This window comes from Achromobacter sp. Root565 (assembly GCF_001427425.1).
GTDB classification, from domain to species: Bacteria; Pseudomonadota; Gammaproteobacteria; order Burkholderiales; family Burkholderiaceae_B; genus Achromobacter; species Achromobacter spanius_D.
Genome location: NZ_LMGO01000006.1, coordinates 202,043 through 228,104, shown reverse-complemented (window position 1 = coordinate 228,104; position 26,062 = coordinate 202,043). Strand labels below are relative to the sequence as shown.

Here is a 26,062-nt window from a genome sequence, read left to right as displayed (position 1 = left end):
GCGTCATCACCACGACGCAAGACGCCGCGTAAGCCCACGAAGGCCGCCCGCGCGGCCGCCCGTGGGCGGGCACCGCAAGACGCTTCTCTCCCACACAAGTGCATGCAAGAACCTAAAGAACCCCACTCGCCCCAGGCCCACGCCACACCGGGCGCCTAAAGAACCCAATCCTCCACCAGCACCAGCACCAGCACCAGCACTCCAACCTACCCCACCAACCCCACCGACATCCCCCCGCAAACATAAAGCACCTGCCCCGTCACAAACCCCGCGCGCCGGTCCAGAAACATCGCCACGGTATGCGCGACCTCATCCGGCCGGCCAACCCGCCCCATGGGAATCGCCGCCTCCAGCGCCAGCGTCTTCGGCGCCCCCGGTGGGTTGGACTGGTTGAACAGCTCGGTCGCGACCGGCCCCGGCGCCACGGTGTTCACGGTGATGCCATCGCCCGCCAGTTCCAGCGCCCAGGTCCGCGTCATGCCCGCCAGCCCGGCCTTGGACGCCCCATACACCGACCGCCCACCTTTGCCCAGCGCGGCCCGGCTGCCGATGTTCACCACGCGCCCGTACTTCGCCTGCCGCATGCCCGGCAACAGCGCCTGCATCAGCAGGATCGGCGCGGTCACGTTCAGCGCCATCGTCCGCGCCAGTTCCTCTTGCGTGATGTCCTCGAGGTTGGCCACCTGGATCATCCCCGCGTTGTTGACCAGATGCAGCACCGGCTGCTGCGCGGCAAGCTCACGACCCGCGGCGATGGTCGCCGCCGCGTCGCACAGATCCACCGAGCGAAAAGTCTCGCCCGGAAGCAGTATCTCGGGCGACGTGCGGCTGAAATTGACGACGTGAAAGCCGTCTTCGATCAGCCGCGCGACGATGGCACGGCCGATTCCCCGGCTTGCGCCGGTGACGAGAGCGATAGGTGGGTTCATTGCGCCTTGATTCCCTGGTCCTTGATGAGTCCGCCCCACTTCTTGCGTTCGGCGGATTCGAACGCGGCCAAATCCTTGCCGAACAGCGTGCCTGGCTTGGCGCCCATGGTGGCGAAATTGGCGGCGATGGCCGGCGTCGCCAAGCCGCTGCGGGCGGCGGCGATCAATTGCTCGACGACCGGGGCCGGCGTGTTGCGCGGTGCATACAGCGCAAACCATGCGGTGACATCGAACCCCGGCAATCCGGACTCGGCGACGGTCGGCAGGTTTGGCACCGACGGATCGCGCGCGGCCGACGTCACCGCCACCCCGCGCACCAGATTGCCGTCCTTGATCTGCGCCAGCGCGCCCGGCAGGTTGTCGAACAGGAGATCCACCTGCCCGCCCGCCACCGCCGGCAGCGACGCCGACGTGCCCTTGAATGGCACGTGCAGCATCGTCACCCCCGCCATCGCCTCGAAGTACGCCCCCGTCAGGTGCACCGACGAACCGATGCCGGGCGACGCATAGGTCAGCTTCTTGTCTGTGGACTGCTTGGCCGCCTTGATCACGTCCGCCACCGTCTTGTAGGGCGACTTTGCGCTGACAGCGATGACATTAGGCGTGGTGGACACCAGCGCGATCGGCACGAGGTCGCGCTCGGGATCGAACGGCATGTTGCCGTAGAGAAACTGGTTGATCGTCTGCGTGCCGATCGTGCCCAGCCCCAGCGTGTAGCCGTCGGCCTTCGCCCGGGCGACGTAAGCCATGCCGATATTGCCGCCCGCGCCCGGTTTGTTCTCGACCAGCACCGTCTGCTTCAGCCCCGGTTGCAGCGCGTTCGCGATGGCCCGGCCAAAGAGGTCCGCGCCCCCGCCCGGCGGATACGGCACAACCACGGTCACGGGATGCTCGGGATAGCCAGCGGCGTGGACCGCGGGAAGCGCCAGAACGGCCAGCGCGGCAAGGGCGAAGCGCCATCCGGCGCGCGGATGCGGCAATTGCGTCATGGTCTCGTCTCCTAACGAATCCGCTGATTGCGGATTTCTTTTTAAAGTACGTAAATACGTACTATATTCATAAGAACATGAAAAACCGACAGGAGACAAGCAGATGAAACGCTGGACGCAACGCCCCGAAGGTTCCACCTGGGGCGACTTCGGCCCGGACGACGAACTGGGCCGCCTGAACCTGCTGACCGAGGAAAAGGTGCTGCAGGCGGTGCGCGAAGTCCGCGCCGGCAAGGTCTTCTGCCTGTCGCTGCCGCTGGATCTGCCCGGCGGCAACGTGCTCAATCCGCGCCGCCACGCGCCCACCCTCAAGCCCACCTTCCGCGAAGGCACACCCTATCTGAACTTTGCGATGTCGCAGGTGCAGCCCGAAGCCATCGACGTGCTGTCGGACGATCAGGTCACGCTGTCGATGCAATATTCCACCCAGTGGGACGGCCTGTGCCACGTGGGAGCAATGTTCGACATCCAGGGCGACGGCCAGGCGCGCCGCGTTTACTACAACGGCTACGCCGCCGGCGTGGACGTGTTTGGCGGCGCCGATCCGGACAACTCGGAAACCGCCTGCTGCCCGCCGGGCGGCTCGTATGCGCGAAAGCTCAGCGTCAGCCGCTACGCCGAAAAAGGCATGCAGGGCCGCGGCGTGCTGGTGGATCTGGCGCGCGCCTTCGGCCCCGGCCGCACGATCGTCGGCCATGAGCAACTTCAAGCCGCCATGCGCGAGCAGGACGCCGTGCCCGAGCCCGGCGACATGCTGGTGCTGCGGACCGGATTCGCGGAAGCCATCGTGGCCATGAATGGCCAGCCCGATCCGCACAAACTGGAGGAAACCGGCGCGGTGCTGGACGGGTCCGACCCCGCGCTGCTGGACTGGATCACGCGATCCGGCATCGCGGCCATCTGCGCCGACAACTACGCGGTGGAATCGTATCCGGCACGCACGTCCGGCCCCGGCCATTCCATCCTGCCGCTGCACCACCATTGCCTCTTCAAGCTGGGCGTGCCGCTGGCCGAACTGTGGTATCTGAAGGACCTGGCCGACTGGCTCCACGCAAACGGCCGCAGCCGGTTCCTGCTGACCGCCCCGCCGCTGCGCATGCCCGGCGCGGTGGGTTCGCCCGTGACGCCCATTGCCACGGTGTAAGCCATGCCCTTGCCGTACTCGACCTTCTCCGACCACCTGGATGCGCTGGCCGCCCGCAAGCCCGATGCCATTGCACTGATCGACCGCGACCAGCCGGTCAGCTTCGCAGACCTGCGCACGCGCAGCCTGGCGCTGGCGGCGGGCCTGTCCCGCATCGGCGTGCAGCCCGGCCACCGCGTTGCCGTCTGGCTGCCCAATTGCGCGGCCTGGGTCGAATCCTTTCTTGCGTGCGCCCACCTGGGCGCGCTGGTGCTGGCCGTCAACACGCGCTTCCGGTCGGTGGAGGTAGCCGACATCCTGGGTCGCGGCCGCGCCGACTGGCTGGTGTACTGGCCGGATTTCAAGGGCATCGACTTCCAGGGCATTCTGGATGGCGTGGCGCCGGTCGATGTGGATCAGTTGCAGGGCGCAGTCGCGCTGGCCGGGCCCGACGAACTCCCTCCCGCATCGCTTCACGGTAAACCGGTGCATCGGTACGACGCGCTGCTGGCCTGCGCCGACCCCGCCCCCATCGCGCAAGCCAATGCCGGCGTGCTGTGCTTCACCACGTCCGGCACCACGTCCAAACCCAAGTTCGTCCTGCACGATCAAAAGACCTTGCTGCGGCACGGCGCGATGGTCGCGCAGGCGTTCGGCTATGACGACCGGGCCTGCGTCCTGGCCAGCGCGCCGTTCTGCGGCGCCTTCGGTTTTGCGACGCTGGCCGGCGGCCTGGCGCGCGGCGTGCCCGTCGTGTGCGCGCCCGTCTTCGATGCCGCCCAATCGGCGCAGGCCATTGCCCGCCACGCCGTCACCCACACCTACGCCAACAACGAGGCGCTGGTCGGCATGATGCAGGCCGCCGCGCCCGGCGGGTTTGCGTCCGTGCAGTTGTTCGGCTTTGCCAGCTTCACGCCCGCGCTGGACAACATGCTGGACCTGGCCGGCGCGGCAGGTGTCCCGCTCACGGGCCTTTACGGCTCCAGCGAACTGATCGCACTGGTAGCCGGCCAGCCCCGCGACCCCGCCGACGGCGACGTGTCCGCCCGCCACCAGCCCGGCGGCACGCTCATCTACCCCACCGCTCGCGTACGCGCCCGCGATCCCGAGAGCGGCCAGGTGCTGCCGCACGGGCAGTCCGGCGAAATCGAAATCCTGTCGCCCAGCCTGATGCAGGGCTACCTGGACAACCTGGACGCCACCCGCGCCGCCGTGACGGACGACGGCTACTTCAAGACCGGCGATCTGGGCTACACGCTGACCGACCGCCAGTTCGTGTTCCAGACCCGGATGGGCGACTCGCTGCGGCTGTCTGGCTTTCTGGTCAATCCGGTGGAGATCGAACAGGTCGTCGAGACCCTGCCCGGCATACGCGCCTGCCAGGTGGTCGGCGCGACGCGCAACGGCAAGATCGTGCCCTACGCCTTCGTGCTGCTGCAGGAAGGCGCGCAGGCCGACCCGGCCGGCTGGACCGCGGCGTGCAAGGCGGCGATGGCCGGTTTCAAGGCGCCGGCGGGCTTTACCGTGCTGGACGCCTTTCCGTCGGTCGAAAGCGCCAACTCGGTCAAGATACAGAAGCACCGGCTGCGCGAGATGGCGGACGCTATGCTCTCGGCTTCCGAGTCATAACCCTCCGACCCGCCATGCCCGCCCGCAAGCTTTTTTCGCGCAGTCCCCAGCCGCTTTACCTGCAGGCCGCCGCGCTGTTTCGCAGCCACATCCAGAACCGGACGTGGCGGCCCGGACAGCAGATTCCGCCGCTGGAATCGCTGATGGAGACCTACGGCATCTCGCGCGCGACCATCCGCCAGGCGTTCGGCCTGCTGGAAGAGGACGGCCTGATCCGGCGTTCGCGCGGCTCTGGCACCTTCGTGAACGCCGAGCTGCCCGAAACGCCCACGCTGCTCATTCCCAAGACCTGGGCCGAAACCGTCGAACTGAGCAACCAGCTCGGCACGGTGTCGCTGGTGGAGTCCAGCGCCGACTCGCCCCTGCCCGATACGCTGGGCATGCCGTGCGGCGCAGACCGCAGCGGCAGCTTCCAGTACCTGCGGCGCGTTCACACGACGGACGCCGGCCCCTTCTGCTACAGCGAGGTCTTCCTGGACAGCGGCCTCTTCAGAAAGCACCGCGCCCGCATCCAGAAAAGCACCGTCGCCCCCGTGCTGGACCAGTTCTACGGCGCGCGCATCTCCGAGGCTCGCCAGGTCCTCAATGTGATCGAGGCCGGCCAGGAATCCGCGGAATCGCTGCAGATTCCCGTGTCTTCGCCGGTGGCCGAGCTGCGCCGCTATGCCTGCATCGACGGCCGCGTGGTGTATTTCGCGCGGCTGGAGTTTCCGTTCCGCAAGGTGCGGATGGAATTCGACCTGCTCACCAGCCGCTGAACGCGCCGCCCAATCCGCCCAAGGAGAACACCGCCCCCATCACCGACCGCCGCCGTCCGAACACACAGGGTGCAGCAGCAAATAAAACCTACATTGCGCCCGCCATATCCGAAAAGAATCCGGCATACAGGGAGACAACCATGAGACATGCCGACAGGACCCGGATTTCAATGCAGTGCCGCAGCACGTTCGTTCGATTGTTCGCCGCGACCGCTCTTGCCGCCACCGGCGCGCACTCGCAAGCGCCCGCCCCCGCCGTTTCCGACGACGTGGTTCGGCTTGGCCTGATCCTGGACATGAGCGGCGTCTATGCCGACGTGACCGGCAAGGGCAGCGCCACCGCGGCCGAGATGGCGATTGCCGACTTCGGCGGCACCGTGCTGGGCAAGAAGGTGGACCTGCTGGTGGTGGACCACCAGAACAAGGCCGACATCGCCGCCGCCAAGGCGCGCGAGTGGTATGACATCCAGAAGGTCGACGCCATCATGGACGTCGCCGGCTCCGCGCCCGCGCTGGCCGTGCTGGAGGTGGCGCGGGAAAAGAAGAAGATCGTCGTCTTCAGCGGACCGGGCACCGAGCGCATCACCAACGACCTGTGCTCGCCCTATTCCGTGCACTACACCTACGACACCTGGTCGCTCGCCAACACCACCGCGCGCGCCACCGTCGAGCAAGGCGGCAAGAGCTGGTACTTCCTGACCGCCGACTACGCGTTCGGCCACACGTTGCAGGCCTCGGCCACCGACGTCGTGAAGGCCAACGGCGGCACGGTGCTGGGCGCCTCGCGCCACCCGCTGGGCTCCAGCGACTTCGCCTCGTACCTGCTGCAGGCACAGGCCAGCAAGGCGCAGGTCGTGGGGCTGGCCAACGCGGGCGGCGACACGGTCAACGCCATCAAGGCGGCCAGCGAGTTCGGGTTGACCAAGGGCGGGCAGAAGATGGCGGGCCTGCTGCTCTACATCAACGACATCCACGCCATCGGCCTGGACGCCGCCGCCGGACTGACGCTGACCGAAGCCTTTTATTGGGACATGAATGACCAGACGCGCGCCTGGTCGCAGCGCTACTTCGACAAGCTCAAGAAGATGCCCAACATGAGCCAGGCGGGCACGTACTCGTCGGTCATGCACTACCTGAAGGCGGTGCAGGCGGCTGGCACGGACGAGCCGACCGCGGTCATGAAGCAGATGAAGGCCACGCCGATCAACGACTTCTTCGCCACCAACGGCCGCATCCGCGAAGATGGCCGCATGGTGCACGACATGTACCTGTTCGAGGTCAAGAAGCCGTCGGAATCCAAACGGCCGTGGGACTACTACAAGCTGGTGGCCACGCTGCCGGGGGATCAGGCCTTCATGCCGCTGTCGCGGTCAACCTGCCCGCTGGTCAAGAAGTAGCGCGGCAAGCAGGCGCGGCGGGTAACGCCCGCCGCGTTATCCTTGCCGCTTTGCCTTTCGCCGCTCCGACATGCCGCAACGCGCAGCCCGCATCATCGAGGGAAAGTTTGACCAGCTCCGGCTGGCCACGCCGGTACGGCGAAACGATGTCTTCCTGCGGATCGGCGCGGAGACGATCTGGGGTTCCGGGCTGGACCCATCGCACATCGCCCTGCTGCGCGACTTCCACGACAAAGGCACCGCCGTGCGCGTTGGCGTGCTGCAGGCCGAGCATGGCCTGAACCACTTTTGCTGGGCCGTGCCCGCGCAGGGCAAACCCATTGCCCCGCTCACTTACCAGACCGCGCAACGGCGCAGCGGACGCGAGGCCGCCATCTGCAGCGCCGTGGGCGTGACCGCCCTGGGCGCGGCGTGGCTGTCTGGGGTAGCCACGCTGCCGCGCGTATTCCTGATGGTGTTCGCGCTCGCGATCGCGTTGATGGCCCTGGTGCTTGCCGCGAATGCCTTGCGTGTCCTCTGGCACAACCGCCGCGATCGGCCGCGCATCCTTGCCAGCGAGGCCCAGTTCGATCCCACCCGGAGGCCAGCGGCCACGAACGCCGCACCAGCCACCCCGCCGCTGCGGCAGGAACCCGCCGCGCTGACGCAGGATGGCGATCCGCCGCTGCTCCTGATCCGGGGCAAGCTCGACGGGATCACGCATGAAACGCGGCATGTGCACAAGGGTCCGACCTACGGCCATTACCGCTTTTCCGTTCAAGGCCGGCAGTTTCAGATGACGGTCGACGAATCGCTGGGAAGCTGGCAGCCGTTCCTGGCGCAGAACGATTACGTCGAGATCGCCGTCAATGCCCAACCGGCGCCGGACGAACCGCATGCGGTGTATGCCTTGCGCAATCAGGAGGACGGACGCGCCTACATGTGCCATCTGCGCTTCCGCGCCTATCCCAGCCGCGACACGCCGGTCGGCGTCGGCATGAACCAGCGCGCGCCCATGCTCAAGACCATCGGCGCGTTGATGCTTGCGGTATGGCTGTTTCTCATTGGCCTGACCTGGTTCATGGATTCCGAGGCGTTGCAGGGCGACTTTCCGGAACTCGCGCTGTTCATCCTGGGCATGTTCCTGCTGGTTTGGCTGTGCTTTGCACTACCGCTCCTCTGGCTCGACATGCGATGGCGCATGGGCAGGCCGACGCGGCGCCAGCGCATCACCGAACGCATCTACACGCTGCTTGATCTGGGCACGCCGTTCGCGCCGAAGCAACGCATCGAAGAGGTGTGAGCGGACCCGCGTATCCTTGCGGGATGCCTGACTGCCGCCGGAGACCCGCATGACCGCCCCCACCCAACGCCCCATCGCCGCCACCATCGCCGCCGTCGTGCGCGACGGCCAGGTGCTGCTGGTGCGCCGCGCCAACCCGCCCGATCAGGACCGCTGGGCGTTTCCGGGCGGCAAGATCGACGCGGGCGAATTCCTTTTTGACGTCGCGGCGCGCGAACTGCTGGAGGAGACCGGCGTCACGGCCGAGCCGCTGCACGTCTTCGACGCCGTCGACGTCTTCGACCGCGACGACACCGGCGCACTGCGCCGCCACTTCATCCTGATTGCGGTGCTGTGCCGCTGGGTATCCGGCGAACCGGTCGCGGGCGACGACGCTCGTGACGCGCGCTGGGTGTCCCTGGCCGATCTGGACGCCCACGCGCTGGCCACCAGCTTCGGGGTGGCGCAACTGGCGCACAAGGCCGCGGATTTGATGGCGGCCCGCTAAGCGCTCGCCAAATCCCCATCGCGACGAGTATGCGGCAAGGGCGAATGGCGTCTGCTCACGACGGTGTCAGACACCCGCTCGAAAGGTCATCATCATGCGACGGCCTACAACGGGTGTCAGACACCGTTGAGAGCCCCACTCCAGGTGTCTGACACCCGCATGAGACGACCGGCAACCTACGACGTCCTTCACCGGGTGTCAGACACCGTCCCACCCCCCCCCTGCGTCACGAAGCTTTCCGCCCGATAAGTTAAGGTGTAGCCCCACACCCCTTATCTCTTCATTCCTGGAGTACCGAATGACCGGATTGTTCATCGTGGTGGCGGCGCTGGCGTTTCTGATGCTGGCGGCGTATCGAGGCTACAGCGTCATCCTATGCGCGCCCATTGCAGCCATGGGCGCTGTCCTATTGACAGACGCGTCGGCGCTCGCGCCTGTGTTCTCAGGCATCTTCATGGAGCGTATGGCAGGCTTCGCCAAGCTCTATTTCCCCGTCTTCCTGCTGGGCGCGGTGTTCGGCAAGCTCATCGAACTGTCGGGCTTTTCGCGCGCCATCGTGCAGGCGGTGCTACGGCTGATCGGCGCCGAGCGCGCCATCGTGGCCATCGTGCTGGTATGCGCGGTCCTGACGTATGGCGGCGTGTCGCTCTTCGTGGTGGTGTTCGCGGTCTACCCGTTTGCCGCCGAGATGTTCCGCCAGGGCGGCATCCCCAAGCGCCTGATGCCCGGCGCGATCGCGCTGGGCGCCTTCACCTTCACGATGACGGCGCTGCCCGGCACGCCGCAGATCCAGAACATCATTCCCACCACGTTCTTCGAGACCACGACCTGGGCCGCGCCCTGGCTGGGCCTCATCGGCGCCGCGTTCACGCTGACCGCCGGCATCACCTACCTGGAATGGCGCCGCAAACGCGCCGCCGCGGCTGGCGAGACCTACGGCACGGACCTGCGCAACGAACCCGCGGCGCCCACCGGCGAACGCGACCATCATCCGCTGATCGCGTTGCTGCCGCTGGTGGTCGTGGGCGTCATGAATTTTCTGCTGACACGCTGGATCCCGGGCTGGTACCCGGCCGGTTCCGAAGTCGACCTGCCCGGCCTGGCCAAGCCCCTGCCCGTCAACGCCGAGGAACAGGTGGCGCTGTGGGCCGTGATGGGCGCGCTGATCGCTGGCATCGTCACCATCCTGCTGTTCTCGTTCCGCGCCATCAAGTCGCATTTCGCCGAAGGCAGCAAGAGCGCCGTATCGGGCGCGCTGCTGGCGTCGATGAACACCGCGGCAGAGTACGGATTTGGCGGCGTTATTGCCGCGCTGCCAGGCTTTCTGCTCGTCGCGCAGGCCCTGAAGGCCATTCCCGATCCGCTGGTGGGCGAAGCGGTCGCCGTGACGACGCTGGCCGGCATCACGGGCTCGGCCTCGGGCGGCATGAGCATCGCGCTGGCCGCGATGTCGCAGACCTTCATCGACGGCGCACTGGCGGCGGGCATCCCCATGGAGGTGCTGCACCGGGTCGCCGCGATGGCGAGCGGCGGCATGGACACGCTGCCGCACAACGGCGCGGTCATCACGCTGCTGGCCGTCACCGGCCTCACCCACCGCCAATCCTACGGCGACATCTTCGCCATCACGCTGATATCAACGTTGTCGGTATTCCTGGTGATTGGCGTTTTCTACCTGACCGGCATCGTCTGATCGAACGCGGCGGCAAACACGCCCGCCAGCCACTGCGCGAACACGCGCACCCGCGCCGGCACCTGCCGGTTCTGCGGATACAAGACCGAAACCGGCATGGGCGCGGGCGGCGCGTGGGGCAGCACGATCTTCAGGTGCCCCGCCGCCAGTTCGCGCTCCACGCGATAGCGTGGGACCTGCACCAACCCCAGGCCCGCCAGCGCCGCGCTGGTATAGAGTTCCGCGCCGCTCACGCTGACGACGGCACGCGGGCGCACCTGCACAACGCGCCCGTCGACCAAAAAATCCAGCGGTACGGCGCGGCCCGTCGCGCTGGACACGTAATCCACGGCCAGATGATGTTCCAGCGCCTGCACGCTGTCCGGCATCCCGTGGCGGGCCAGATAGGCGGGACTGGCGACCGTCACCTGCGGCATCTGCGCGATCACCCGCCCGGCCAGCGTGGAGTCTTGCGGCACGCCAGCGCGCAGCACGCAGTCCACGCCTTCGCGCACCAGATCCACCAACCGGTCGTCCTCGCCCAAATGCAGCGCGATGTCGGGATAGCGCTGCAGGAAATCCGGCAGGCCGGGCATCACGAAGAAGCGGGCCAGCGTGCCCTGCGCATTGACCCGCAACAGGCCCTTGGGCGCTTTATCAAGAAAAGCGCCGTCTGCCTCCTCCAGGTCCGCCAGCAACCGCACGCAACGCTGGTAGTGGGCCTCGCCGTCGTGCGTCAGCCGGACCTGCCGCGTGGTGCGGTCGAGCAGGCGCGCGCCCAATCGGGCCTCCATGCGCTTGATCAAGTTGGTGACCGTGGCGCGCGGAATGCGCAGGTCGTCCGACGCCTTGGTGAAACTGCCCCGTTCGGCAATGCGCACGAACACCTGCATTTCCTGAAATCGATCCATGCCCTTGGCCAGTTATCGTTATCGCAATTGTTAACGCAAATGAAATTATCTTAGCAAATCTTGGGTAATTATCTTTGGATCGGAATAGTCGATCATTCCTCACACCCCACCCATCAAAGGAGAGAACCCATGAACGACCAAGCTTCCCCGCGCGTTGCCCTTGTCACCGGCGGCTCGCGCGGCATCGGCGCCGCCATCGTGCGCCGCCTGGCAAATGACGGCTTTGCCGTCGCCATCAACTACGCTTCCAGCGCGGCAGAAGCCGACGCGCTGGCCGGCGAGGTCCGCCAAGCTGGTGGACGCGCCCTGGCCGTGCGCGCCGATGTCGCCAAGCCCGATGACGTGCGCGCGATGTTCGATGCCGTGCAGGCCGAGTTCGGCCGGATCGATGTGCTGGTCAACAGCGCAGGCGTGCTGCAGGTACAGCCGCTGGCCGAAACCAGCGACGACCTGTACGACCGGACGTTCGACATCAACACCCGCGGCACCTTCAACACCCTGCGCGAGGCCGCCGCCCGAATGACCGATGGGGGCAGCATCATCAACGTGTCCAGCACCACCGTCGCTCTCAACCTGCCCGGCTACTCGGTCTACATCGCCAGCAAGGCCGCCGTCGAAAGCCTGACGCAGGTCTTCGCCAAGGAACTGCGCGGACGCCGCATCACCGTCAACGCGGTCGCCCCCGGCCCCGTCGCCACCGAGCTGTTCTTCAAGGGCAAGAGCCCCGAACTGATCGAGCACTACGCCAAAATGCCGCCGCTGGAACGCCTGGGCCAACCGGATGACATCGCGGGCATCGTCTCGTTCCTGGCGGGACCCGACAGCGGGTGGGTAAACGGGCAGATCGTGCGCGCAAACGGCGGCGTGGCCTGAAAATTTTTTGCGTGCGCCGAGGCCTCCTGAAGGCGCGCACTCATCCCAACGCACGAGCCCGGCCCTTCGGCCGGGCTTTTCTTTCACGCCGCTGAATGCCGCATATTTGCTGATGTCCTCATCCGTATTACCCATGCACGCCTCGACCGATGGGCCGAGGCGTCATCTCCGGTTTTCAAATTTTCAGTTCGCGCGCTCGGGACTTTGATTTACAGAAAAGTCTGGCCAGTTGGACGAGGTTTGCATGAGACGGAGTCCGTAAGCCGTGGTTTAGCCTGACCCGGCAGTACTCCGACTCACCTTGATCGATTGGACGAAAGCAATGAATCAACTCATTCATCCGGACTGCCACCCCTTTACCGCCGCAGGCAATCTGAAGCAGATCTCCGCGTATTACGAGGAAGGTCGCCGTGTCATGTGGATGATGCTGCGCGCGCAACCGCGCCCGTGCTTTAACCATGAACTCATCGACGAGATCATGACCCTGGCGCGCGCCGCCAAGGACTCCGGCCTGCCCATCGACTTCTGGGTCACGGGCTCGCTGGTGCCGCAGATCTACAACGTCGGCGGCGACCTGAACTTTTTTGCCGAGGCCATCCGCACCGGCAAGCGCGAAGCGCTGCGGGCCTATGCACGCGCTTGCGTCGACTGCGTGCACGCCGCCACGCGCGGTTTTGATACCGGCGCCATTTCGCTCGCCATGATCGAAGGCACCGCGCTGGGCGGCGGCTTCGAGGCCGCGCTGGCCCACCACTTCGTGCTCGCGCAGAACAATGCGCGCATGGGCTTCCCTGAAATGGCGTTCAACCTGTTCCCCGGCATGGGCGGCTATTCGCTCGTCGCGCGCCGCTCGGGCATGAAACTGGCCGAGGAACTGATCAGCACCGGCGAATCGCACACGGCCGAGTGGTACCACGGCCGCGGTCTGGTGGACGTGCTGTTCGAGCCGGGCGAGGCCTTCAAGGCCACGCGCACCTTCATCGACGTGATGCGGCCGAAGCTGAACGGCATGCGCGCCATGCTGCGCGCCCGCCAGCGCGTGCTGGCCCTGCCCCGCGCCGAGCTGATGGACATCACCGAGGACTGGGTCGAGGCCGCCTTCTCCATTGATCCGAAGGACCGTGCCTACATGGAGCGGCTGGTGATGGCGCAGAACCGCCGCACGGCGAGCAGTTCGGAGGCCACCGAAGTGGCCACCATGCACTGATCCGGCGGCAAGCCGCCGGTTGCGTCACGCAATGAGATGCAGTCGGCGGCGCTGCGCCAGCCAGGCGGTGAGCTCTTCCGCGGGCATGGGCTTGGCGTACAGGTAACCCTGCTTGGCGTCCACGCCCAGCGTATCCAGGAAGACGGTTTCTTCCTGGGTTTCCACGCCCTCGGCGATCACCTGAAGTTCAAGCGTGCGCGCCACGGCGACGATGGCGCGCGCAAGCGCCTGCGAGACCGGATTCTCGTTGACGCCCCTCACGAAGCTGGCGTCAAGCTTGATCGCGTCCAGCGGAATGCGCGCCAGCTGCGACAGCGACGAATAGCCCGTGCCGAAATCATCCAGATGCACGTGCGCCCCCAATTGCCGGAACTGCTTGATGAGTTCGATGGCGGCGTCTTCATCGTCGATCAGGCAGCTTTCCGTGAGCTCGATGTCGACCAGGCAGGGGTTGAGGTTCGCGTCGCTGATGGCCCGCATGAACTCGCTGACCACGCCCTTGTCGTCTAGCTGGCGGGCCGACATGTTGATCGCGATGCGCAGATTCAGGCCCTCGCGCTTCCAGGCCGCGGCCTGCCGTGCGGCTTCGCGCATCACCCAGACACCCAGCGGCGAGATGAGGCCCGATTCCTCGGCATACGGGATGAAAGTATCGGGGCCCACCATGCCGCGCTCGGGTGAACGCCAGCGCACCAGCGCTTCCACGCCGTCGACCTCGCCCGTGCGGCCGACCAGCTTGGGCTGGTAGTACAGCATCAGGTGGTTCTCGGCCAGCGCCTTGCGAAGGTTCGTGTCCAGCCAGACATAGTCCGCGTTGCGGCGGTCCATATCGGGCTGGAACACGCGGTACGTATGGCGGCCCGCCTCCTTGGCCACATACATGGCGATATCCGCGCTGCGCACCACGCTGTCCAGGTCTGCGCCGTGGTCGGGGTACATCGCGATGCCGATGGAGCAACTGGTGTAGACCTCGATGAGGCCTTGGCGGAAGGGTTCGCGCAGCCGGTCGATGATGCGCTGCGCCGTCGCCTCAAGCTGCCAGGCCTGCGCCTCTTCCTGCAGCACGATGAATTCATCGCCGCCCAGGCGCGCCAGCGTCTGGCCTTCGGACAGGCAGGTCGAAATGGCCACCGCCACTGCTTTCAACAGCCGGTCGCCAAAGCCGTGGCCGTAGTGATCGTTGATGCGCTTGAAGTTGTCCAGGTCCAGGAACAGCACGCCGCCCCGCCCTTCCCGGCCCGCCGCCAGCGCCGCCTTCAACCGCGACGTGATCGCGTGGCGGTTGGGCAGGTTGGTCAGCATGTCGGTATTGGCCAGTACCCGCAGACGCTCCTGCGCCTGGCGTTCTTCGGTGATGTCCGTGCCCGAGCAGATCAGGTAGACCCGCTTTTCGCCGCTGCCGCTGGTGACGAACTTATTGCGGAACAGGAACAGGCGCGGGCCCTTGACCGTGTTGATCGTGCGCTCGACCTCGTACGACTGCCCGCGCTTGTAGAACTCGGCGATATTGCGCCGCGAGGCAATGGCCTCTTCGCGCGTCATGAACATCTCGAAGACGCTGCGGCCCACGATGTCCTGCTCGCGCTTGCCGGTATATTCCTCGCTGAGCTTGTTGAAGCGCTGCACGCGCCCGTTCTGGTCGACGATCACGATGACCGAATTCGCTTCGGACACCACCGTTTCGGCAAACGACAGGCCTTCGACGAGGTCCTTTGCGACGGATTCGGTATCGGTGTGGGCCGATGCGGTGCCAGCCCATTCGTTGGGATTGATCTTGCGGCCGACCAGGTGCAGATGCAGCAGATCGCCATACAGCATGATATCGATCCGCACGCTGGACGTGATGCCCGTCAGGCTGCGCACGGCTTCGGCCTGATCCGGGCGCAAGGCCATGGCGATATTGGTCGCGCCCTTGACTGCGGCGAGTTCAATCGCATCGCTATCGGCGGACAACCGCCAATATGGGCTCTGCGTACCGAAATGCGTGTGCAGGATCGACTTTTCGTCCTGGTTCTCAGTCATTGGTATCCCCCCGCCGTCCTAAGGCCCGCGAAACACATTACGGTCTACTGAATTTGGGGTCAACCACCTTTTCGGTGCCGGAGATCTCTTTATTGCGGTTTATTGCGCGGCCGTTCAGTGGCGTTATGCAATTCTGTGAAATACAGCGGCTTTCCCAGAGCAGTGCACAAATTGGCGGAAGCGATTATTTCGGTTCCTTTCAGTACCCGCAAAAAAGAGAACGCCGAAAATCCGTGGCGGATTTCCGGCGTTTGGCGGAATGGGGCGCGGCGCGCCGGCAGAAGCGGCTTATTCGCCCTTCACGCCCGCCTCGTCGATCACCTTGGTCCAGCGTGCGACTTCGGCAGACACGCGTGCGCTGGCGTCCGCGGGCGTCGTCCACGTGGCGATCGCGCCCTGGTTCAAGAGCGACGCCTTGACCTCGGGCTTGGCCAGAATCTTCTTGAGCTCGGCATTCAGGCGGTCGATGACCGGCGCCGGCGTGTTGGCCGGGGCCACGATGCCGAACATCGAGCTGACCTCGAAGTCCTTCAGGCCGGCTTCGGCGGCGGTGGGCACGTCTGGCAGCGCATCGACGCGTTGCGGCGAGGTCACCGCCAGCGCGCGCAGCTTGCCCGCCTTGATGTTGCCCTGCGCGGCAGGCACCGTCTCGATCATGCTGAGCACCTGGCCGCCCATCAGGTCGGTCATCGCGGGGCCGCTGCCCTTGTAGGGCACGTGCAGGATGTCGGCGCCCGCGGTGCGCTTGAACATTTCGCCGGCCAGATGCTGGGGCGAGCCGTTGCCGGCAGACGCCATGGTCACGTAGCCCGGCTTGGACTTGGCCAGCGCGATGAATTCGGGCAGCGTCTTGGCCGGCACCGACGGGTTCACCACGAACACCAGGGGCACCGTGCCCACGATGGCGACCGGCGCGAAGCTCTTTTCCACGTCATAGGTGACGCGGCCGCGGTACAGCGCGGCGTTGATGGAGTGGCTGGTCAGCGCGCCCATCAGCAGCGTGTAGCCGTCGGGTTGGGCCTTGGCTACCTGGTCCGCACCGATGTTGCCGGCAGCGCCCGCGCGGTTTTCCACGACCACGGTCTGGCCCAGCGCGCCCGTCAATTCCTGCGCAAGCACGCGGCCGATCACGTCGGTGGCGCCGCCGGGCGGGTAAGGCACGATCATGCGGATGGGCTTGTCGGGATAGGCGTCGGCCGAGTACGCCGGGGCAGCAATACCGGCGCATACGGCCAGCAGGGAAAACAGCACGGCGCGGCGCGGCCGCAGACGCAGGTCTGACATGTGGTCTCTCCAGCCGGGATGGGTATAGGAATGATCGGACGCCCGGTTCGTCAACGGCGCCAGTGTAGGGGTCCGCTCTTGATTGAAGAATCGGTATTTTTCTATCGACTGATCTTCAATTCAGATCAATAGCCGCACCGCCATAAACCGCTTGCAGGCCGCCTGAAGGGCTGGATATGATGTCGAACCTGGATTATCAATAATATTATCGGGACTGAAAATGACGGACGAGACCAAGGGCGGCAAGCCCGGCAAGGGCCCCTTTGACAGCGACAGCGCCACCGCGCAAGGTGTCGCCCGCGGGCTGACCAATTACGGCGACAAGGGTTTTTCGCTGTTCCTGCGCAAGGCCTTCATCAAGGGCGCCGGTCTGTCGGACGACGCGCTGGCGCGTCCCATCATCGGTATCGTCAACACCGGCAGCAGCTATAACCCCTGCCACGGCAACGCGCCGCAGCTCATCGAGGCCGTCAAGCGCGGCGTCATGCTGGCCGGCGGCCTGCCCATGGACTTTCCCACCATCTCGGTGCACGAGAGCTTCTCGCAGCCCACCAGCATGTATCTGCGCAACCTCATGTCCATGGACACCGAGGAAATGATCCGCGCGCAGCCGATGGACGCCGTCGTGCTGATCGGCGGCTGCGACAAGACCGTGCCCGCGCAGCTGATGGGCGCCGCCTCCGCCGGCGTGCCCGCCATCCAGCTCGTCACCGGCTCGATGCTGACCGGCTCGCACCGCGGCGAACGCGTGGGCGCCTGCACGGACTGCCGCCGCTACTGGGGCCGCTACCGCGCCGAAGAGATCGACGCCGTCGAGATCGCCGATGTGAACAACCAGCTTGTCGCCAGCGTGGGCACCTGTTCCGTCATGGGAACGGCCAGCACCATGGCCTGCATCACCGAGGCCTTGGGCATGATGGTGTCGGGCGGCGCGTCCGCCCCGGCCGTCACCGCCGACCGCGTCCGCGTGGCCGAACATACCGGCGCCACGGCCGTCGCCATGGCGGCCTCGCGCCTGACCCCGGACCGCATCCTGAACGGCAAGTCCATCGAAAACGCCCTGCGCGTGCTGCTCGCCATCGGCGGGTCGACCAACGGCATCGTCCACCTGACCGCCATCGCCGGCCGCCTGGGCATCGACATCGACCTGGCCGGCCTGGACCGCATCAGCCGCGAGACGCCCGTGCTCGTCGACCTGAAGCCGTCTGGCCAACACTATATGGAAGACTTTCACGACGCGGGCGGCATGCCGGCGCTGCTGCGCGAGCTGCGCCCGTTCCTGCATCTGGACGTCCTCACCGTGTCCGGCCGCACGCTGCGCGAAGAACTGGACGACGCTCCGCCGCCCTTCAAGCAGGACGTCATCCGAACGGCAGACGCGCCGATCTATCCGGTCGGCGGCCTGGCCGTGCTGCGCGGCAACCTCGCGCCCGGCGGCGCCATCATCAAGCAATCGGCAGCCAACCCCAAGCTGATGGAGCACGAAGGCCGTGCCGTGGTGTTCGAGGACGCCGAAGACATGGCGCGCCGCATCGACGACGACGCGCTGGACGTGACGGCCGACGACATCCTGGTGCTCAAGCGCATCGGCCCCACCGGCGCGCCCGGCATGCCCGAAGCCGGCTACATGCCCATTCCCAAGAAGCTGGCGCGCGCGGGCGTCAAGGACATGGTCCGGATCTCGGACGGCCGCATGAGCGGCACCGCGGCCGGCACCATCGTGCTGCACGTCACGCCCGAATCCGCCATCGGCGGCCCGCTGGCCTACGTGCAGAACGGCGACCGCATCCGCCTGTCGGTCGCCCGGCGCGAGATCGCGCTGCTGGTCGACGACGCCGAGCTGGCGCGCCGCACCGCCGCCAAGCCCATCACCCGCCCCACCGCCGACCGCGGCTACCGCAAGCTGTTCCTGCAGTCCGTGACGCAGGCCGACCAGGGCGTCGACTTCGACTTCCTGCGCGCCGGCGTCACGAACGACACGGTCCCCAAGAAGTAACCCCAACGCTCGCCATGAACGCCATCACGCCCGCCGCTTTGCAGGAACCCGCCCCCGACGCCGTCCAGGCAGCGGTGGCCACGCTGGAAGAGGACATCGTCTTCGGCCGGCTACATCCGCGCGAACGCCTGACCGAGGACGAGCTGATGGCGCGCTTTGGCATGAAGCGGCACGCGGTGCGCCAGGTGCTGGTCGACCTGGAATTGCTGGGCGTGGTCGAGAAAAAGCGCAACATCGGTGCGGTGGTGCGCGCGTTTTCCGTGCGCGAGGTAATGGAACTGTATGCCTTGCGTGAAGTGCTGGAAGTGCACGCCGCCCGCCAGATGCCGCTGCCCGTGTCCGAGGCGCGGCTGGCCGCGCTGGTGGCGGTGCAGCGCGAGCACGACGCCGCCGTCGCCGCCGGCGACGCGCGCCGCGTGTTCCGCAGCAACCAGCGCTTTCATCGAGAATTCGTGGGCCTTCTGGACAACGCGGTGCTGGGACAGGCCATCGAAGAGTACGCGCGCCGCACCCACCCGATCCGCTTCGGTTCACTGGTGACGGCCGGCCATCGCGAACGCGCCCGCCAGGAACACTGGACGATGATCCAGGCGCTGCGCGATGGCGACCGCGACGCGCTGATGGCGGTGTGCCGAGATCACCTGATCCCGTCGCGCGATGCCTATCTGGCCTCGCAACAGGCGTATGCGCAAACCCAGGGCGCCTATCTGGTCCCTGCCGCGCCGCTCTGACGTTTAACGGCAACGCCCGGTTCCCCGCAACCGGCAACAATTTGACAAGCCCTGCCCGGAATCGGTAATAATAACAATTACTATTTCCAGAAATTCGCATGTGCAGTTGTCCCGCCTCCGACTGCGAGGCGCCGGCGGCTTGACCAAAAGGTTGGATCTTGAGTACGCCGGGATGCGCCTTCCCCTCCTCCATCGAAACGCTTTATAGCGACCACCACTCCTGGCTCAGGGGCTGGTTGCGCCGACGCCTGGGCAACGCGGATCAGGCCGAAGACCTGGCGCACGACACCTTCATTCGTCTCCTGAGCAGCGAACGCATTCCCGCCACGCTCACGGAACCGCGCGCGTTTCTGACCACCGTGGCGCAGCACCTGGTGTCCAACCACTGGCGCCGCGAGAAGCTGGAGCGCGCGTATCTCGACGCGCTGGCCCAGGCGCCGCAAGCCGTGCACTGGTCGCCCGAGGACCGGGCCATCGTGCTGGAAACCTTGCTGGAGCTGGACCGCCTGCTGGACGGCCTGCCCGCCATCGTGCGGCAGGCCTTTCTGCTGTCCCAACTGGAGGGGCACACGCATGTCCAGGTCGCCGACGCGCTGGGCATCTCGGTCCCCACCGTCAAGCGCTACCTCGTCAAGGCCTTGCAGCGCTGCTGCTTTGCCGATCTTTCCTTTACCGGATGACCCGGCGCATGTCCGCCTCGTCCTGGTACGGCAACACGCGCGACGCCTCCACCCTGCCGCCCGCCGTTGCGCAACGCGCGCTGGAATGGCTGGTGGAATTGCAGGACGACCCCGTCGCACCCGAAACGGTGCGTGAATGGGCCTCATGGCGCGCCGCGCACCCGGACCACGAGCGCGCGTGGCTGCGCATCGAATCCGTGCAGGGCACGCTGCGGCCGCTCGCCGGACCCGCCAACGCGGCCATCGCGCAGGCAACGCTGGCCGCGCCCGCCTCCGCCCAGCGCCGCCGCGCACTGAAAACCATGAGCGCCCTGGCCATTGCGAGCGGCGCGGCCTGGGGCGTCAGCCAGATCACGCCGTGGCGCACCTGGACATCAGACCATCGCACCGCCGTCGGCGAACGCCGCAACCTTTCGCTGCCGGATGGCACCCGCGTGGTGTTGAACACGGATAGCGCTATCGACGTGCGCTACACCGCCGAACACCGGCGCGTGACGCTCCTCGCGGGCGAGATCCTGATCACGACCGCCCATGAATCGAGCGGGCCGAACCGCCCTTTCTGCGTCGAGACCGCCCACGGCACCGCCCGCGCCTTGGGCACCGAGTACGCCGTGCGGCTGCTGGATGGCTCGACGGAGGTCAGCGTGTTCCAGGGCGCGGTCCAGATCCGGCCGCGCAACGACGCCGAACACGCACTGACGTTGCAGGCGGGATTGCGCGCCAACTACTCGGCGAGCCGTGTCGCGCAGCCCGCCGCCGCCGAGGAAAACCAGGTCGCCTGGAAGGACGGCTTCATCGTCGCGCGCAGCATGCGCCTGGCCGACTTTGTCGCCGAGCTGGGCCGCTATAGCCGTGACACGATCAGCTGCGACCCTGCCGTGTCGGACCTGAGGCTGTCCGGCTCGTTTCCCGTCAGTAATGTCGACAAGGTGCTGGCCGCGCTCAGCGCCACGCTGGATATCCGCGTCGAAACCGAGACGCGGCTCTGGCGCGGACGCCGTCTGCATCTCATCGCCGGCCCTGGCGCGGCACGCCCCACACCGCCGTTACAAAATAGTTGATCCGTTTTGCGATCTGGCGGGTCAAGGCAGGTGAGCACACAGCAACCTCACCTCTCTGAAAGGCCAGTTCATGAATCACGTCCGGGCGCCCAAGCGCCAGTCCTCCCGTTTCCTGCGACGCGCGGCCACGGCGCGCCTGGCGGGCCGCATCGCCACCGCCACGCTGCTCGCGGCGCCCGCGCTGGCCATCCCCACCGCCGCCCACGCGCAGGCCGCAGCCACCCGCAGCTTCGACATCCCCGCGGGAACGCTCGAGGACGCGCTGGGCCGCTACGGACGTGAAGCCGGCATCGTGCTGTCGTTCCGGCCCGAAGTGACGGCCGGCCTGCAAAGCAACGGGCTGCGCGGCACGTACGCCGTGCGCGGCGGACTGGAAGCCCTCCTGGCCGGCACCGGCATCCGCGTGCTGCCGCAGTCGAACGGCAGCTACGTGCTGGACCGCCCCGCCGGCGCGGGCATCGCCACCACGAACCTGCCCGCCGTGACGGTTACCGCCTCCGCCGCCGATCCCAACCTGCCCGCGCCCTTCGCGGGCGGCCAGGTGGCGCGCGGCGGCGGCTTGGGCGTGCTGGGTACGGGCGACGTCATGGACGTGCCGTTCAGCACCACCAACTACACCTCGCAGATGATCGAGAATCAGCAAGCACGCACGCTGGCCGACATCGTCATCAGCGAATCCTCGGTGCGCACCACCACCTCCAGCGGCGGCTTTTCCGACGAGTTCCAGATTCGCGGCTACTCCGTGGCCGCGGGCGACGTCGGCTTGAACGGCCTGTACGGCCTGGCGTCCGCCAGCCGCATGCCCGCCGCCATGATGGAGCGCGTCGAAGTCCTGAAGGGCCCCGGCACGCTGATGAACGGCATCGGCCCCAACGGCAGCATCGGCGGCGGCATCAACATCGTCACCAAGCGCGCCGGCGACGAGCCCCTCACGCGCCTGACGACCACCTACCAGAGCAAGTCGCAACTGGGCGGCCAGCTCGACATGGGCCGGCGCTTTGGCGACAACAACGAATGGGGCATCCGCGTCAACGGCGTCTACAGCAACGGCGACACCAACATTGACGACGGCAGGCAGGAACAAGGCGTTGGCGCGCTGGCGCTGGACTATCGCGGCGCCAAGCTGCGCTGGTCGCTGGACGCCTACACCCAGCACGAGAACATCGACAACTTCCGCCCGCAGATCGGCTTTCAGTCGAACGTGACGTCGCTGCCCTCGCCGCCCTCGGGCCACCGCAATTTCTACCCGGGCACCGAACTCAAGCTGAACGATTCGACCGTGGCCACCCGCCTCGAGTACGACATCAACGACCATCTGATGGTCTACGGCGCCACCGGCTACCGCTACGGCACCGCCGAGCAGACCTTCCCGTCGGGTCCGGCCGACGCGCTGGGCAATTTCACGGTGTCGAACGCCTACTACGACTCGTACTCGCGTACGTGGACCGGCGACGTCGGCCTGCGCGCCCGCTTCGACACCTGGGGCATCGGCCACACCGTGAACCTGTCGGCCACGCGTCTGGACCAGGAGTCCGGTAACGCCTACGTCACGTCCTCCGGTCCCGGCGTCCCGTCCAGCATCTTCCGTCCCGCCCCGCTGCCGCCGGTCACCGCCGACCGCGGCGCGCCGCAAAAGGCATCCAAGACCGAGCTGACCAGCTACACGCTGACCGACACCCTGTCCTTCGCCGGCGACACCCTGCTGATCACCGGCGGCATGCGCAACCAGCGCGTCGCCCTCGACAACTACTCCACCGCCACCGGCGCGCGCACCGGCTCGTACGACGAAAGCGCGATCTCGCCCGTCGCCGGCATCGTGTTCAAGCCGATCTCCAACGTCTCGCTGTACGGCAACTTCACGTCCGGCCTGACGCGCGGCGGCATCGCGCCCGCGACCGCGGCCAACGCCGGCCAGGTCTTCGCGCCGTACAAGTCCAAGCAGTATGAAGCGGGCGTCAAGGTCGACTGGGGCAAAATCATCACCAGCGCCTCGGTGTTCCAGATCACGCGTCCCAACTCGATGACCGATCCCGACACGCGGATCTACAGCTTCGACGGCGAACAGCGCAACCGCGGCCTGGAACTGGCAGCCTTCGGCGAAGCCATGCCGGGCCTGCGCATGATGGCCAGCGCCACGTTCTACGACGCCACGCTCAAGCAAACCGCAGGCGGTGTGAACGACGGCAATGACGCCAACGGCGTGCCGAAGAACACCTTCAACCTGGGTGTGGACTGGGACACGCCGTGGGTTCACGGCCTGAGCCTGAACGCCCGCGTGATCCACACGTCGTCGATGTACTTCAACGCGGCCAACACCGTGAGCCTGCCCTCGTGGACGCGCTACGACATCGGGGCGCGTTACAACACCGAGATTCTGGGCCGCGCCGTGGTGTTCCGCGCGAACATCGAGAATCTCTTCAACAAGGACTTCTGGCTGGCAAGCGGCTCGTACGCGACGGTTGCCGCGCCGCGTACGTTCCTGTTGTCGGCGCAGATTGATTTTTGAGGGTGACTGGCGTTCGTTGAGCGACGCGTAGGTCGCCAACATGCTGGAGCCGGCCCTTGCGTAGGGGCCGGCTTTTTTATTGCCTGCGGGAGAGCAGCGGGTGGCATCGACAGGTTAGCCAACGTACCCACCCACAAAGCGGATGTACTTCTAGAAGCCCGATAGTTCGCTTACGTGTTCGCGCGTCACGGTGCTGTCCTGGACTCGAGATCCATGTCAGCAGGCCCCTTCACTTCGGGCGCGAGACGCATGGAAATGCTGTACCAAGGCAATTCACCATGGTCACGGGGTGATAGGAATGACGTGCTCCCCGCAGCGACAGACCCATCCCACCCGCCGATACGCGTCCGGGTCCGCCCATGAAGAAAGCGTCCGCCGCGATCAGAGGATCGCAATGGACGCGCATGCAATGCGCCGCCATTACGTCACACCGGCCTAACTTTGAATATCAGCAGAGTCTTAGATTTCGCCGGGCGCAGTCGCAGGAAGTGCAAAGCTCCCCCTCACTGCTCGATCACTCGTCGCTCCTATCACCGCGCCTGCGCCGCCACGTATTCCCTTAACGTCTGAACCAGCGCCACCGCAGCAGGAGACAAGCTACGGTTGCGCGCCGTCACCAATCCAATCGAACGCTCGGCCACCGGCGCCGTCAGGCGCCGCTGCACGATGCCGGTCTGCGCGACCGCGCCAGCGGCGATCTCCGGCAACGCCGCGACCCCGAAGCCGCATTCGACCATTGCCACGATGGTCGTCAGGTGTTCGGCTTCGAAGGCGGGCGCGAAGCGGATGCGGTTTTGCAGGAAAGCCCATTCCGTGTACTGGCGCACACTGCTCGGATGCACCATCGACACATGCTCCGCGCCGGCCGTGTCGGCCCAGCGCAGCGGACCCTTTGCGCGCGCAAGCGGATGCGCCTCGGGGATCAGCAGGATGAAGCTATCGGACATCAGCGGCACGTAATGCAGGTCGGCGTGCTGCGGATCGGCGGCGGTCAGTGCGAAATCGACCTCGCCCGCGCGCACCAGGTCGAAGGCCGGACCGGAGAGCGTGTCGCGAACCTTCAGCGCGACATGCGGATGCGCCTGGCGGTACGTCATCAAGACGCGCGGCAACAGCCGAGCAGCCAGCGATGGCAGCGCCGCCACCGAGACCTGCCCCTGTTCCGCACTGGAGATGCTGCCTACTGCGGCGATGGCGTCGCGGAATGCCGCCTGCAGGGTCGCGGCCTGCTGCAGGAAGACCTCGCCCGCCGCCGTCAGCCGCACCGTGCGCGTGGTGCGGTCGAAGAGGCGCACGCCCAGCGCGTCCTCGATCCGCTGGATCTGTGTGGACAGCGCGGATTGCGACAAATGCAACTGCCCGGCGGCCTGGCGGAAATTGAGTGTGCGGCCCAGCACCAGCGTCGTGTCGATGTCGCGCATCGACAGGTTGATCTGCATGATTTGTCCCCGACTTATTGATCTGATTGACCGATCATTCTATTCAAAAATTCTGATTCATCAATCAACCGTGCTTCTCTACACTCGCGCCCAAGCGTGGTTTCAGAATCAGGAGAACAGCATGCAGAAAGACACAAAGGCGCTGCCCAATCCGGGCGCGGCGCATGCGGTGGTGGTGGGCGGCGGCACGATGGGCGCGGATGTCGCCGTCGTCTTGACGCGAGCGGCGTGCCGCACAACGGTGATCGAATCGAATGCCCAGCGCGCGGCCGGTCTGCCGGCGCGAGTTGCGGAAAACTTGAAGACCATCGGACGCGAGGAAAACGCCTCCCTGCTGGCCACCGCGCCGTCGCTGGACGACGTGGACTGGTCGACGGTGGATCTGGTGATCGAGTGCATTCCCGAGCGTCTGGACATCAAGCAGGCGCTCTTTGCGGACTTGGCGCGGCGCTCGCGGCCCGATGCGATTCTGGCCAGCAACAGTTCCAGCTTCCCGATCAGCGCGATCAGCGAAGGGCTGGACACCCGCGGCCGCATGCTGGGCCTGCACTTCTTCATGCCGGCGCATCTGGTGCCGCTTGTGGAAGTGGTGCTGGGCGAGGCCAGCGATGATGCCTGCGCCGATACGCTGATCGACTTCATGCGGCGCTGCGGCAGCGTGCCGGTCAAGGTGAAGCAGGATCTTCCCGGCTTTTTGGCAAACCGCCTGCAGCATGCGCTGTCGCGCGAAGCCTTCGACCTTATCGACCGGGGCATCGCGTCGCCCGAGGATGTGGATGCCGCAGTGCGCTTCGGCTTCGGCTTCCGGTTCCTCGCGGCGGGTCCCGTGATGCAGCGCGATCACGCGGGCATCGACGTGCACGCGGCGGCCGGCGCCACGATGTATCCCACGTTCTGCAACGCCGACCACCCCGCGCGCTGCCTGACCGAACGCGCCGCCGACGGCCGGCATGGCATGAAGGCAGGCGAAGGCTTCTATGCCTGGACGCCGGAGACCATTGCCGCCGAACGCGCCCGCTACGACAGGCTGCTGCGCGCGGGCCTGGACCTGATCGCTCCCGAACTGCCGGAGATCAAGCCTTGAAT

The 26,062-nt window shown here is 66.4% G+C and carries 21 protein-coding genes; 15 read left to right on the top strand and 6 right to left on the bottom strand.

What is annotated here, in order from left to right; translation table 11 throughout:
- Positions 1 to 206: 206 nt before the first annotated feature.
- Positions 207 to 929, bottom strand: coding sequence for an SDR family oxidoreductase (locus ASD71_RS22465; protein WP_056569930.1), 723 nt, complete (start codon positions 927 to 929; stop codon positions 207 to 209).
- The gene (locus tag ASD71_RS22460; RefSeq protein ID WP_056569928.1) at positions 926 to 1,918 is read right to left on the bottom strand and encodes a tripartite tricarboxylate transporter substrate binding protein; all 993 of its coding nucleotides are present in this window, start codon (positions 1,916 to 1,918) and stop codon (positions 926 to 928) included. Before ASD71_RS22460 ends, ASD71_RS22465 begins: the two co-directional genes overlap by 4 nt.
- Positions 1,919 to 2,021: 103 nt before the next feature.
- On the opposite strand from ASD71_RS22460, the gene ASD71_RS22455 reads away from it, so the two are divergent.
- The 7 genes from ASD71_RS22455 (at position 2,022) to ASD71_RS22425 (ending at position 10,287) form a co-directional block, all read left to right on the top strand.
- Entirely contained in the window at positions 2,022 to 3,062 is a 1,041-nt protein-coding gene (locus ASD71_RS22455; RefSeq protein ID WP_056569926.1) for a cyclase family protein, read from the top strand.
- Positions 3,063 to 3,065: 3 nt separating this feature from the next.
- Positions 3,066 to 4,670: an AMP-binding protein gene (locus ASD71_RS22450; protein ID WP_056569924.1), complete on the top strand. Its 1,605-nt coding sequence runs from the start codon at positions 3,066 to 3,068 to the stop codon at positions 4,668 to 4,670.
- A gap of 14 nt (positions 4,671 to 4,684) precedes the next feature.
- On the top strand, positions 4,685 to 5,428 hold the full coding sequence (locus ASD71_RS22445; RefSeq protein ID WP_056569923.1) for a GntR family transcriptional regulator: 744 nt from the start codon (positions 4,685 to 4,687) through the stop codon (positions 5,426 to 5,428).
- A gap of 170 nt (positions 5,429 to 5,598) precedes the next feature.
- Entirely contained in the window at positions 5,599 to 6,825 is a 1,227-nt protein-coding gene (locus tag ASD71_RS22440) for an ABC transporter substrate-binding protein (protein WP_369819000.1), read from the top strand.
- A gap of 70 nt (positions 6,826 to 6,895) precedes the next feature.
- Positions 6,896 to 8,107, top strand: a complete 1,212-nt coding sequence (locus tag ASD71_RS22435; RefSeq protein WP_056569921.1) for a hypothetical protein — start codon at positions 6,896 to 6,898, stop codon at positions 8,105 to 8,107.
- Positions 8,108 to 8,156: 49 nt separating this feature from the next.
- The gene (locus ASD71_RS22430; RefSeq protein ID WP_056569920.1) at positions 8,157 to 8,594 is read left to right on the top strand and encodes an NUDIX hydrolase; all 438 of its coding nucleotides are present in this window, start codon (positions 8,157 to 8,159) and stop codon (positions 8,592 to 8,594) included.
- 298 nt (positions 8,595 to 8,892) lie between these two features.
- The gene (locus ASD71_RS22425) at positions 8,893 to 10,287 is read left to right on the top strand and encodes a GntP family permease (RefSeq protein WP_056569919.1); all 1,395 of its coding nucleotides are present in this window, start codon (positions 8,893 to 8,895) and stop codon (positions 10,285 to 10,287) included.
- Here ASD71_RS22425 and ASD71_RS22420 read toward each other — a convergent pair.
- Positions 10,266 to 11,177 carry a LysR family transcriptional regulator gene (locus ASD71_RS22420; RefSeq protein ID WP_056569918.1) on the bottom strand — a complete coding sequence of 304 codons (912 nt, stop codon included), beginning with the start codon at positions 11,175 to 11,177 and terminating at the stop codon, positions 10,266 to 10,268. The two genes, ASD71_RS22425 and ASD71_RS22420, sit on opposite strands and share 22 nt — an antisense overlap.
- Positions 11,178 to 11,306: 129 nt before the next feature.
- On the opposite strand from ASD71_RS22420, the gene ASD71_RS22415 reads away from it, so the two are divergent.
- Together ASD71_RS22415 and ASD71_RS22410 are read left to right on the top strand one after the other, a co-directional pair.
- Complete coding sequence (locus tag ASD71_RS22415; RefSeq protein ID WP_056569916.1) at positions 11,307 to 12,050, top strand: SDR family oxidoreductase; 744 nt, start codon at positions 11,307 to 11,309, stop codon at positions 12,048 to 12,050.
- A gap of 322 nt (positions 12,051 to 12,372) precedes the next feature.
- Positions 12,373 to 13,257 (top strand): crotonase/enoyl-CoA hydratase family protein, encoded by an 885-nt coding sequence (locus ASD71_RS22410; RefSeq protein ID WP_056569915.1) that lies wholly within the window; start codon positions 12,373 to 12,375, stop codon positions 13,255 to 13,257.
- A gap of 24 nt (positions 13,258 to 13,281) precedes the next feature.
- Here ASD71_RS22410 and pdeR read toward each other — a convergent pair whose 3' ends face one another.
- Complete coding sequence (pdeR, locus tag ASD71_RS22405) at positions 13,282 to 15,279, bottom strand: cyclic di-GMP phosphodiesterase (protein WP_056569914.1); 1,998 nt, start codon at positions 15,277 to 15,279, stop codon at positions 13,282 to 13,284.
- 288 nt (positions 15,280 to 15,567) lie between these two features.
- Entirely contained in the window at positions 15,568 to 16,563 is a 996-nt protein-coding gene (locus ASD71_RS22400; RefSeq protein WP_056569913.1) for a tripartite tricarboxylate transporter substrate binding protein, read from the bottom strand.
- 220 nt (positions 16,564 to 16,783) lie between these two features.
- Between ASD71_RS22400 and ASD71_RS22395 the strand changes: the two genes are divergently transcribed.
- The 5 genes from ASD71_RS22395 (at position 16,784) to ASD71_RS22375 (ending at position 23,537) form a co-directional block, all read left to right on the top strand.
- On the top strand, positions 16,784 to 18,559 hold the full coding sequence (locus tag ASD71_RS22395; protein WP_056569911.1) for an IlvD/Edd family dehydratase: 1,776 nt from the start codon (positions 16,784 to 16,786) through the stop codon (positions 18,557 to 18,559).
- 14 nt (positions 18,560 to 18,573) lie between these two features.
- Positions 18,574 to 19,290 (top strand): GntR family transcriptional regulator, encoded by a 717-nt coding sequence (locus tag ASD71_RS22390; RefSeq protein WP_056569910.1) that lies wholly within the window; start codon positions 18,574 to 18,576, stop codon positions 19,288 to 19,290.
- 158 nt (positions 19,291 to 19,448) lie between these two features.
- Positions 19,449 to 19,970, top strand: a complete 522-nt coding sequence (locus ASD71_RS22385) for a sigma-70 family RNA polymerase sigma factor (protein ID WP_056569908.1) — start codon at positions 19,449 to 19,451, stop codon at positions 19,968 to 19,970.
- An 8-nt stretch (positions 19,971 to 19,978) separates the two neighbouring features.
- Complete coding sequence (locus ASD71_RS22380; protein WP_056570573.1) at positions 19,979 to 21,031, top strand: FecR family protein; 1,053 nt, start codon at positions 19,979 to 19,981, stop codon at positions 21,029 to 21,031.
- 70 nt (positions 21,032 to 21,101) lie between these two features.
- The gene (locus ASD71_RS22375; protein ID WP_200949466.1) at positions 21,102 to 23,537 is read left to right on the top strand and encodes a TonB-dependent receptor; all 2,436 of its coding nucleotides are present in this window, start codon (positions 21,102 to 21,104) and stop codon (positions 23,535 to 23,537) included.
- A gap of 530 nt (positions 23,538 to 24,067) precedes the next feature.
- Here ASD71_RS22375 and ASD71_RS22370 read toward each other — a convergent pair.
- Positions 24,068 to 24,976, bottom strand: a complete 909-nt coding sequence (locus ASD71_RS22370; protein WP_056569904.1) for a LysR family transcriptional regulator — start codon at positions 24,974 to 24,976, stop codon at positions 24,068 to 24,070.
- A gap of 121 nt (positions 24,977 to 25,097) precedes the next feature.
- Between ASD71_RS22370 and ASD71_RS22365 the strand changes: the two genes are divergently transcribed.
- Positions 25,098 to 26,060 (top strand): 3-hydroxyacyl-CoA dehydrogenase family protein, encoded by a 963-nt coding sequence (locus tag ASD71_RS22365; RefSeq protein WP_056569902.1) that lies wholly within the window; start codon positions 25,098 to 25,100, stop codon positions 26,058 to 26,060.
- The last annotated feature ends 2 nt before the right edge of the window (positions 26,061 to 26,062 follow it).

Coding starts and splice junctions, on each gene's coding strand:
- ASD71_RS22465 (WP_056569930.1), bottom strand. CDS start 929: ATGAACCCACCTATCGCTCTCGTCACCGGCGCAAGCCGGGGAATCGGC.
- ASD71_RS22460 (WP_056569928.1), bottom strand. CDS start 1,918: ATGACGCAATTGCCGCATCCGCGCGCCGGATGGCGCTTCGCCCTTGCC.
- ASD71_RS22455 (WP_056569926.1), top strand. CDS start 2,022: ATGAAACGCTGGACGCAACGCCCCGAAGGTTCCACCTGGGGCGACTTC.
- ASD71_RS22450 (WP_056569924.1), top strand. CDS start 3,066: ATGCCCTTGCCGTACTCGACCTTCTCCGACCACCTGGATGCGCTGGCC.
- ASD71_RS22445 (WP_056569923.1), top strand. CDS start 4,685: ATGCCCGCCCGCAAGCTTTTTTCGCGCAGTCCCCAGCCGCTTTACCTG.
- ASD71_RS22440 (WP_369819000.1), top strand. CDS start 5,599: ATGCAGTGCCGCAGCACGTTCGTTCGATTGTTCGCCGCGACCGCTCTT.
- ASD71_RS22435 (WP_056569921.1), top strand. CDS start 6,896: ATGCCGCAACGCGCAGCCCGCATCATCGAGGGAAAGTTTGACCAGCTC.
- ASD71_RS22430 (WP_056569920.1), top strand. CDS start 8,157: ATGACCGCCCCCACCCAACGCCCCATCGCCGCCACCATCGCCGCCGTC.
- ASD71_RS22425 (WP_056569919.1), top strand. CDS start 8,893: ATGACCGGATTGTTCATCGTGGTGGCGGCGCTGGCGTTTCTGATGCTG.
- ASD71_RS22420 (WP_056569918.1), bottom strand. CDS start 11,177: ATGGATCGATTTCAGGAAATGCAGGTGTTCGTGCGCATTGCCGAACGG.
- ASD71_RS22415 (WP_056569916.1), top strand. CDS start 11,307: ATGAACGACCAAGCTTCCCCGCGCGTTGCCCTTGTCACCGGCGGCTCG.
- ASD71_RS22410 (WP_056569915.1), top strand. CDS start 12,373: ATGAATCAACTCATTCATCCGGACTGCCACCCCTTTACCGCCGCAGGC.
- pdeR (WP_056569914.1), bottom strand. CDS start 15,279: ATGACTGAGAACCAGGACGAAAAGTCGATCCTGCACACGCATTTCGGT.
- ASD71_RS22400 (WP_056569913.1), bottom strand. CDS start 16,563: ATGTCAGACCTGCGTCTGCGGCCGCGCCGCGCCGTGCTGTTTTCCCTG.
- ASD71_RS22395 (WP_056569911.1), top strand. CDS start 16,784: ATGACGGACGAGACCAAGGGCGGCAAGCCCGGCAAGGGCCCCTTTGAC.
- ASD71_RS22390 (WP_056569910.1), top strand. CDS start 18,574: ATGAACGCCATCACGCCCGCCGCTTTGCAGGAACCCGCCCCCGACGCC.
- ASD71_RS22380 (WP_056570573.1), top strand. CDS start 19,979: ATGTCCGCCTCGTCCTGGTACGGCAACACGCGCGACGCCTCCACCCTG.
- ASD71_RS22375 (WP_200949466.1), top strand. CDS start 21,102: ATGAATCACGTCCGGGCGCCCAAGCGCCAGTCCTCCCGTTTCCTGCGA.
- ASD71_RS22370 (WP_056569904.1), bottom strand. CDS start 24,976: ATGCAGATCAACCTGTCGATGCGCGACATCGACACGACGCTGGTGCTG.
- ASD71_RS22365 (WP_056569902.1), top strand. CDS start 25,098: ATGCAGAAAGACACAAAGGCGCTGCCCAATCCGGGCGCGGCGCATGCG.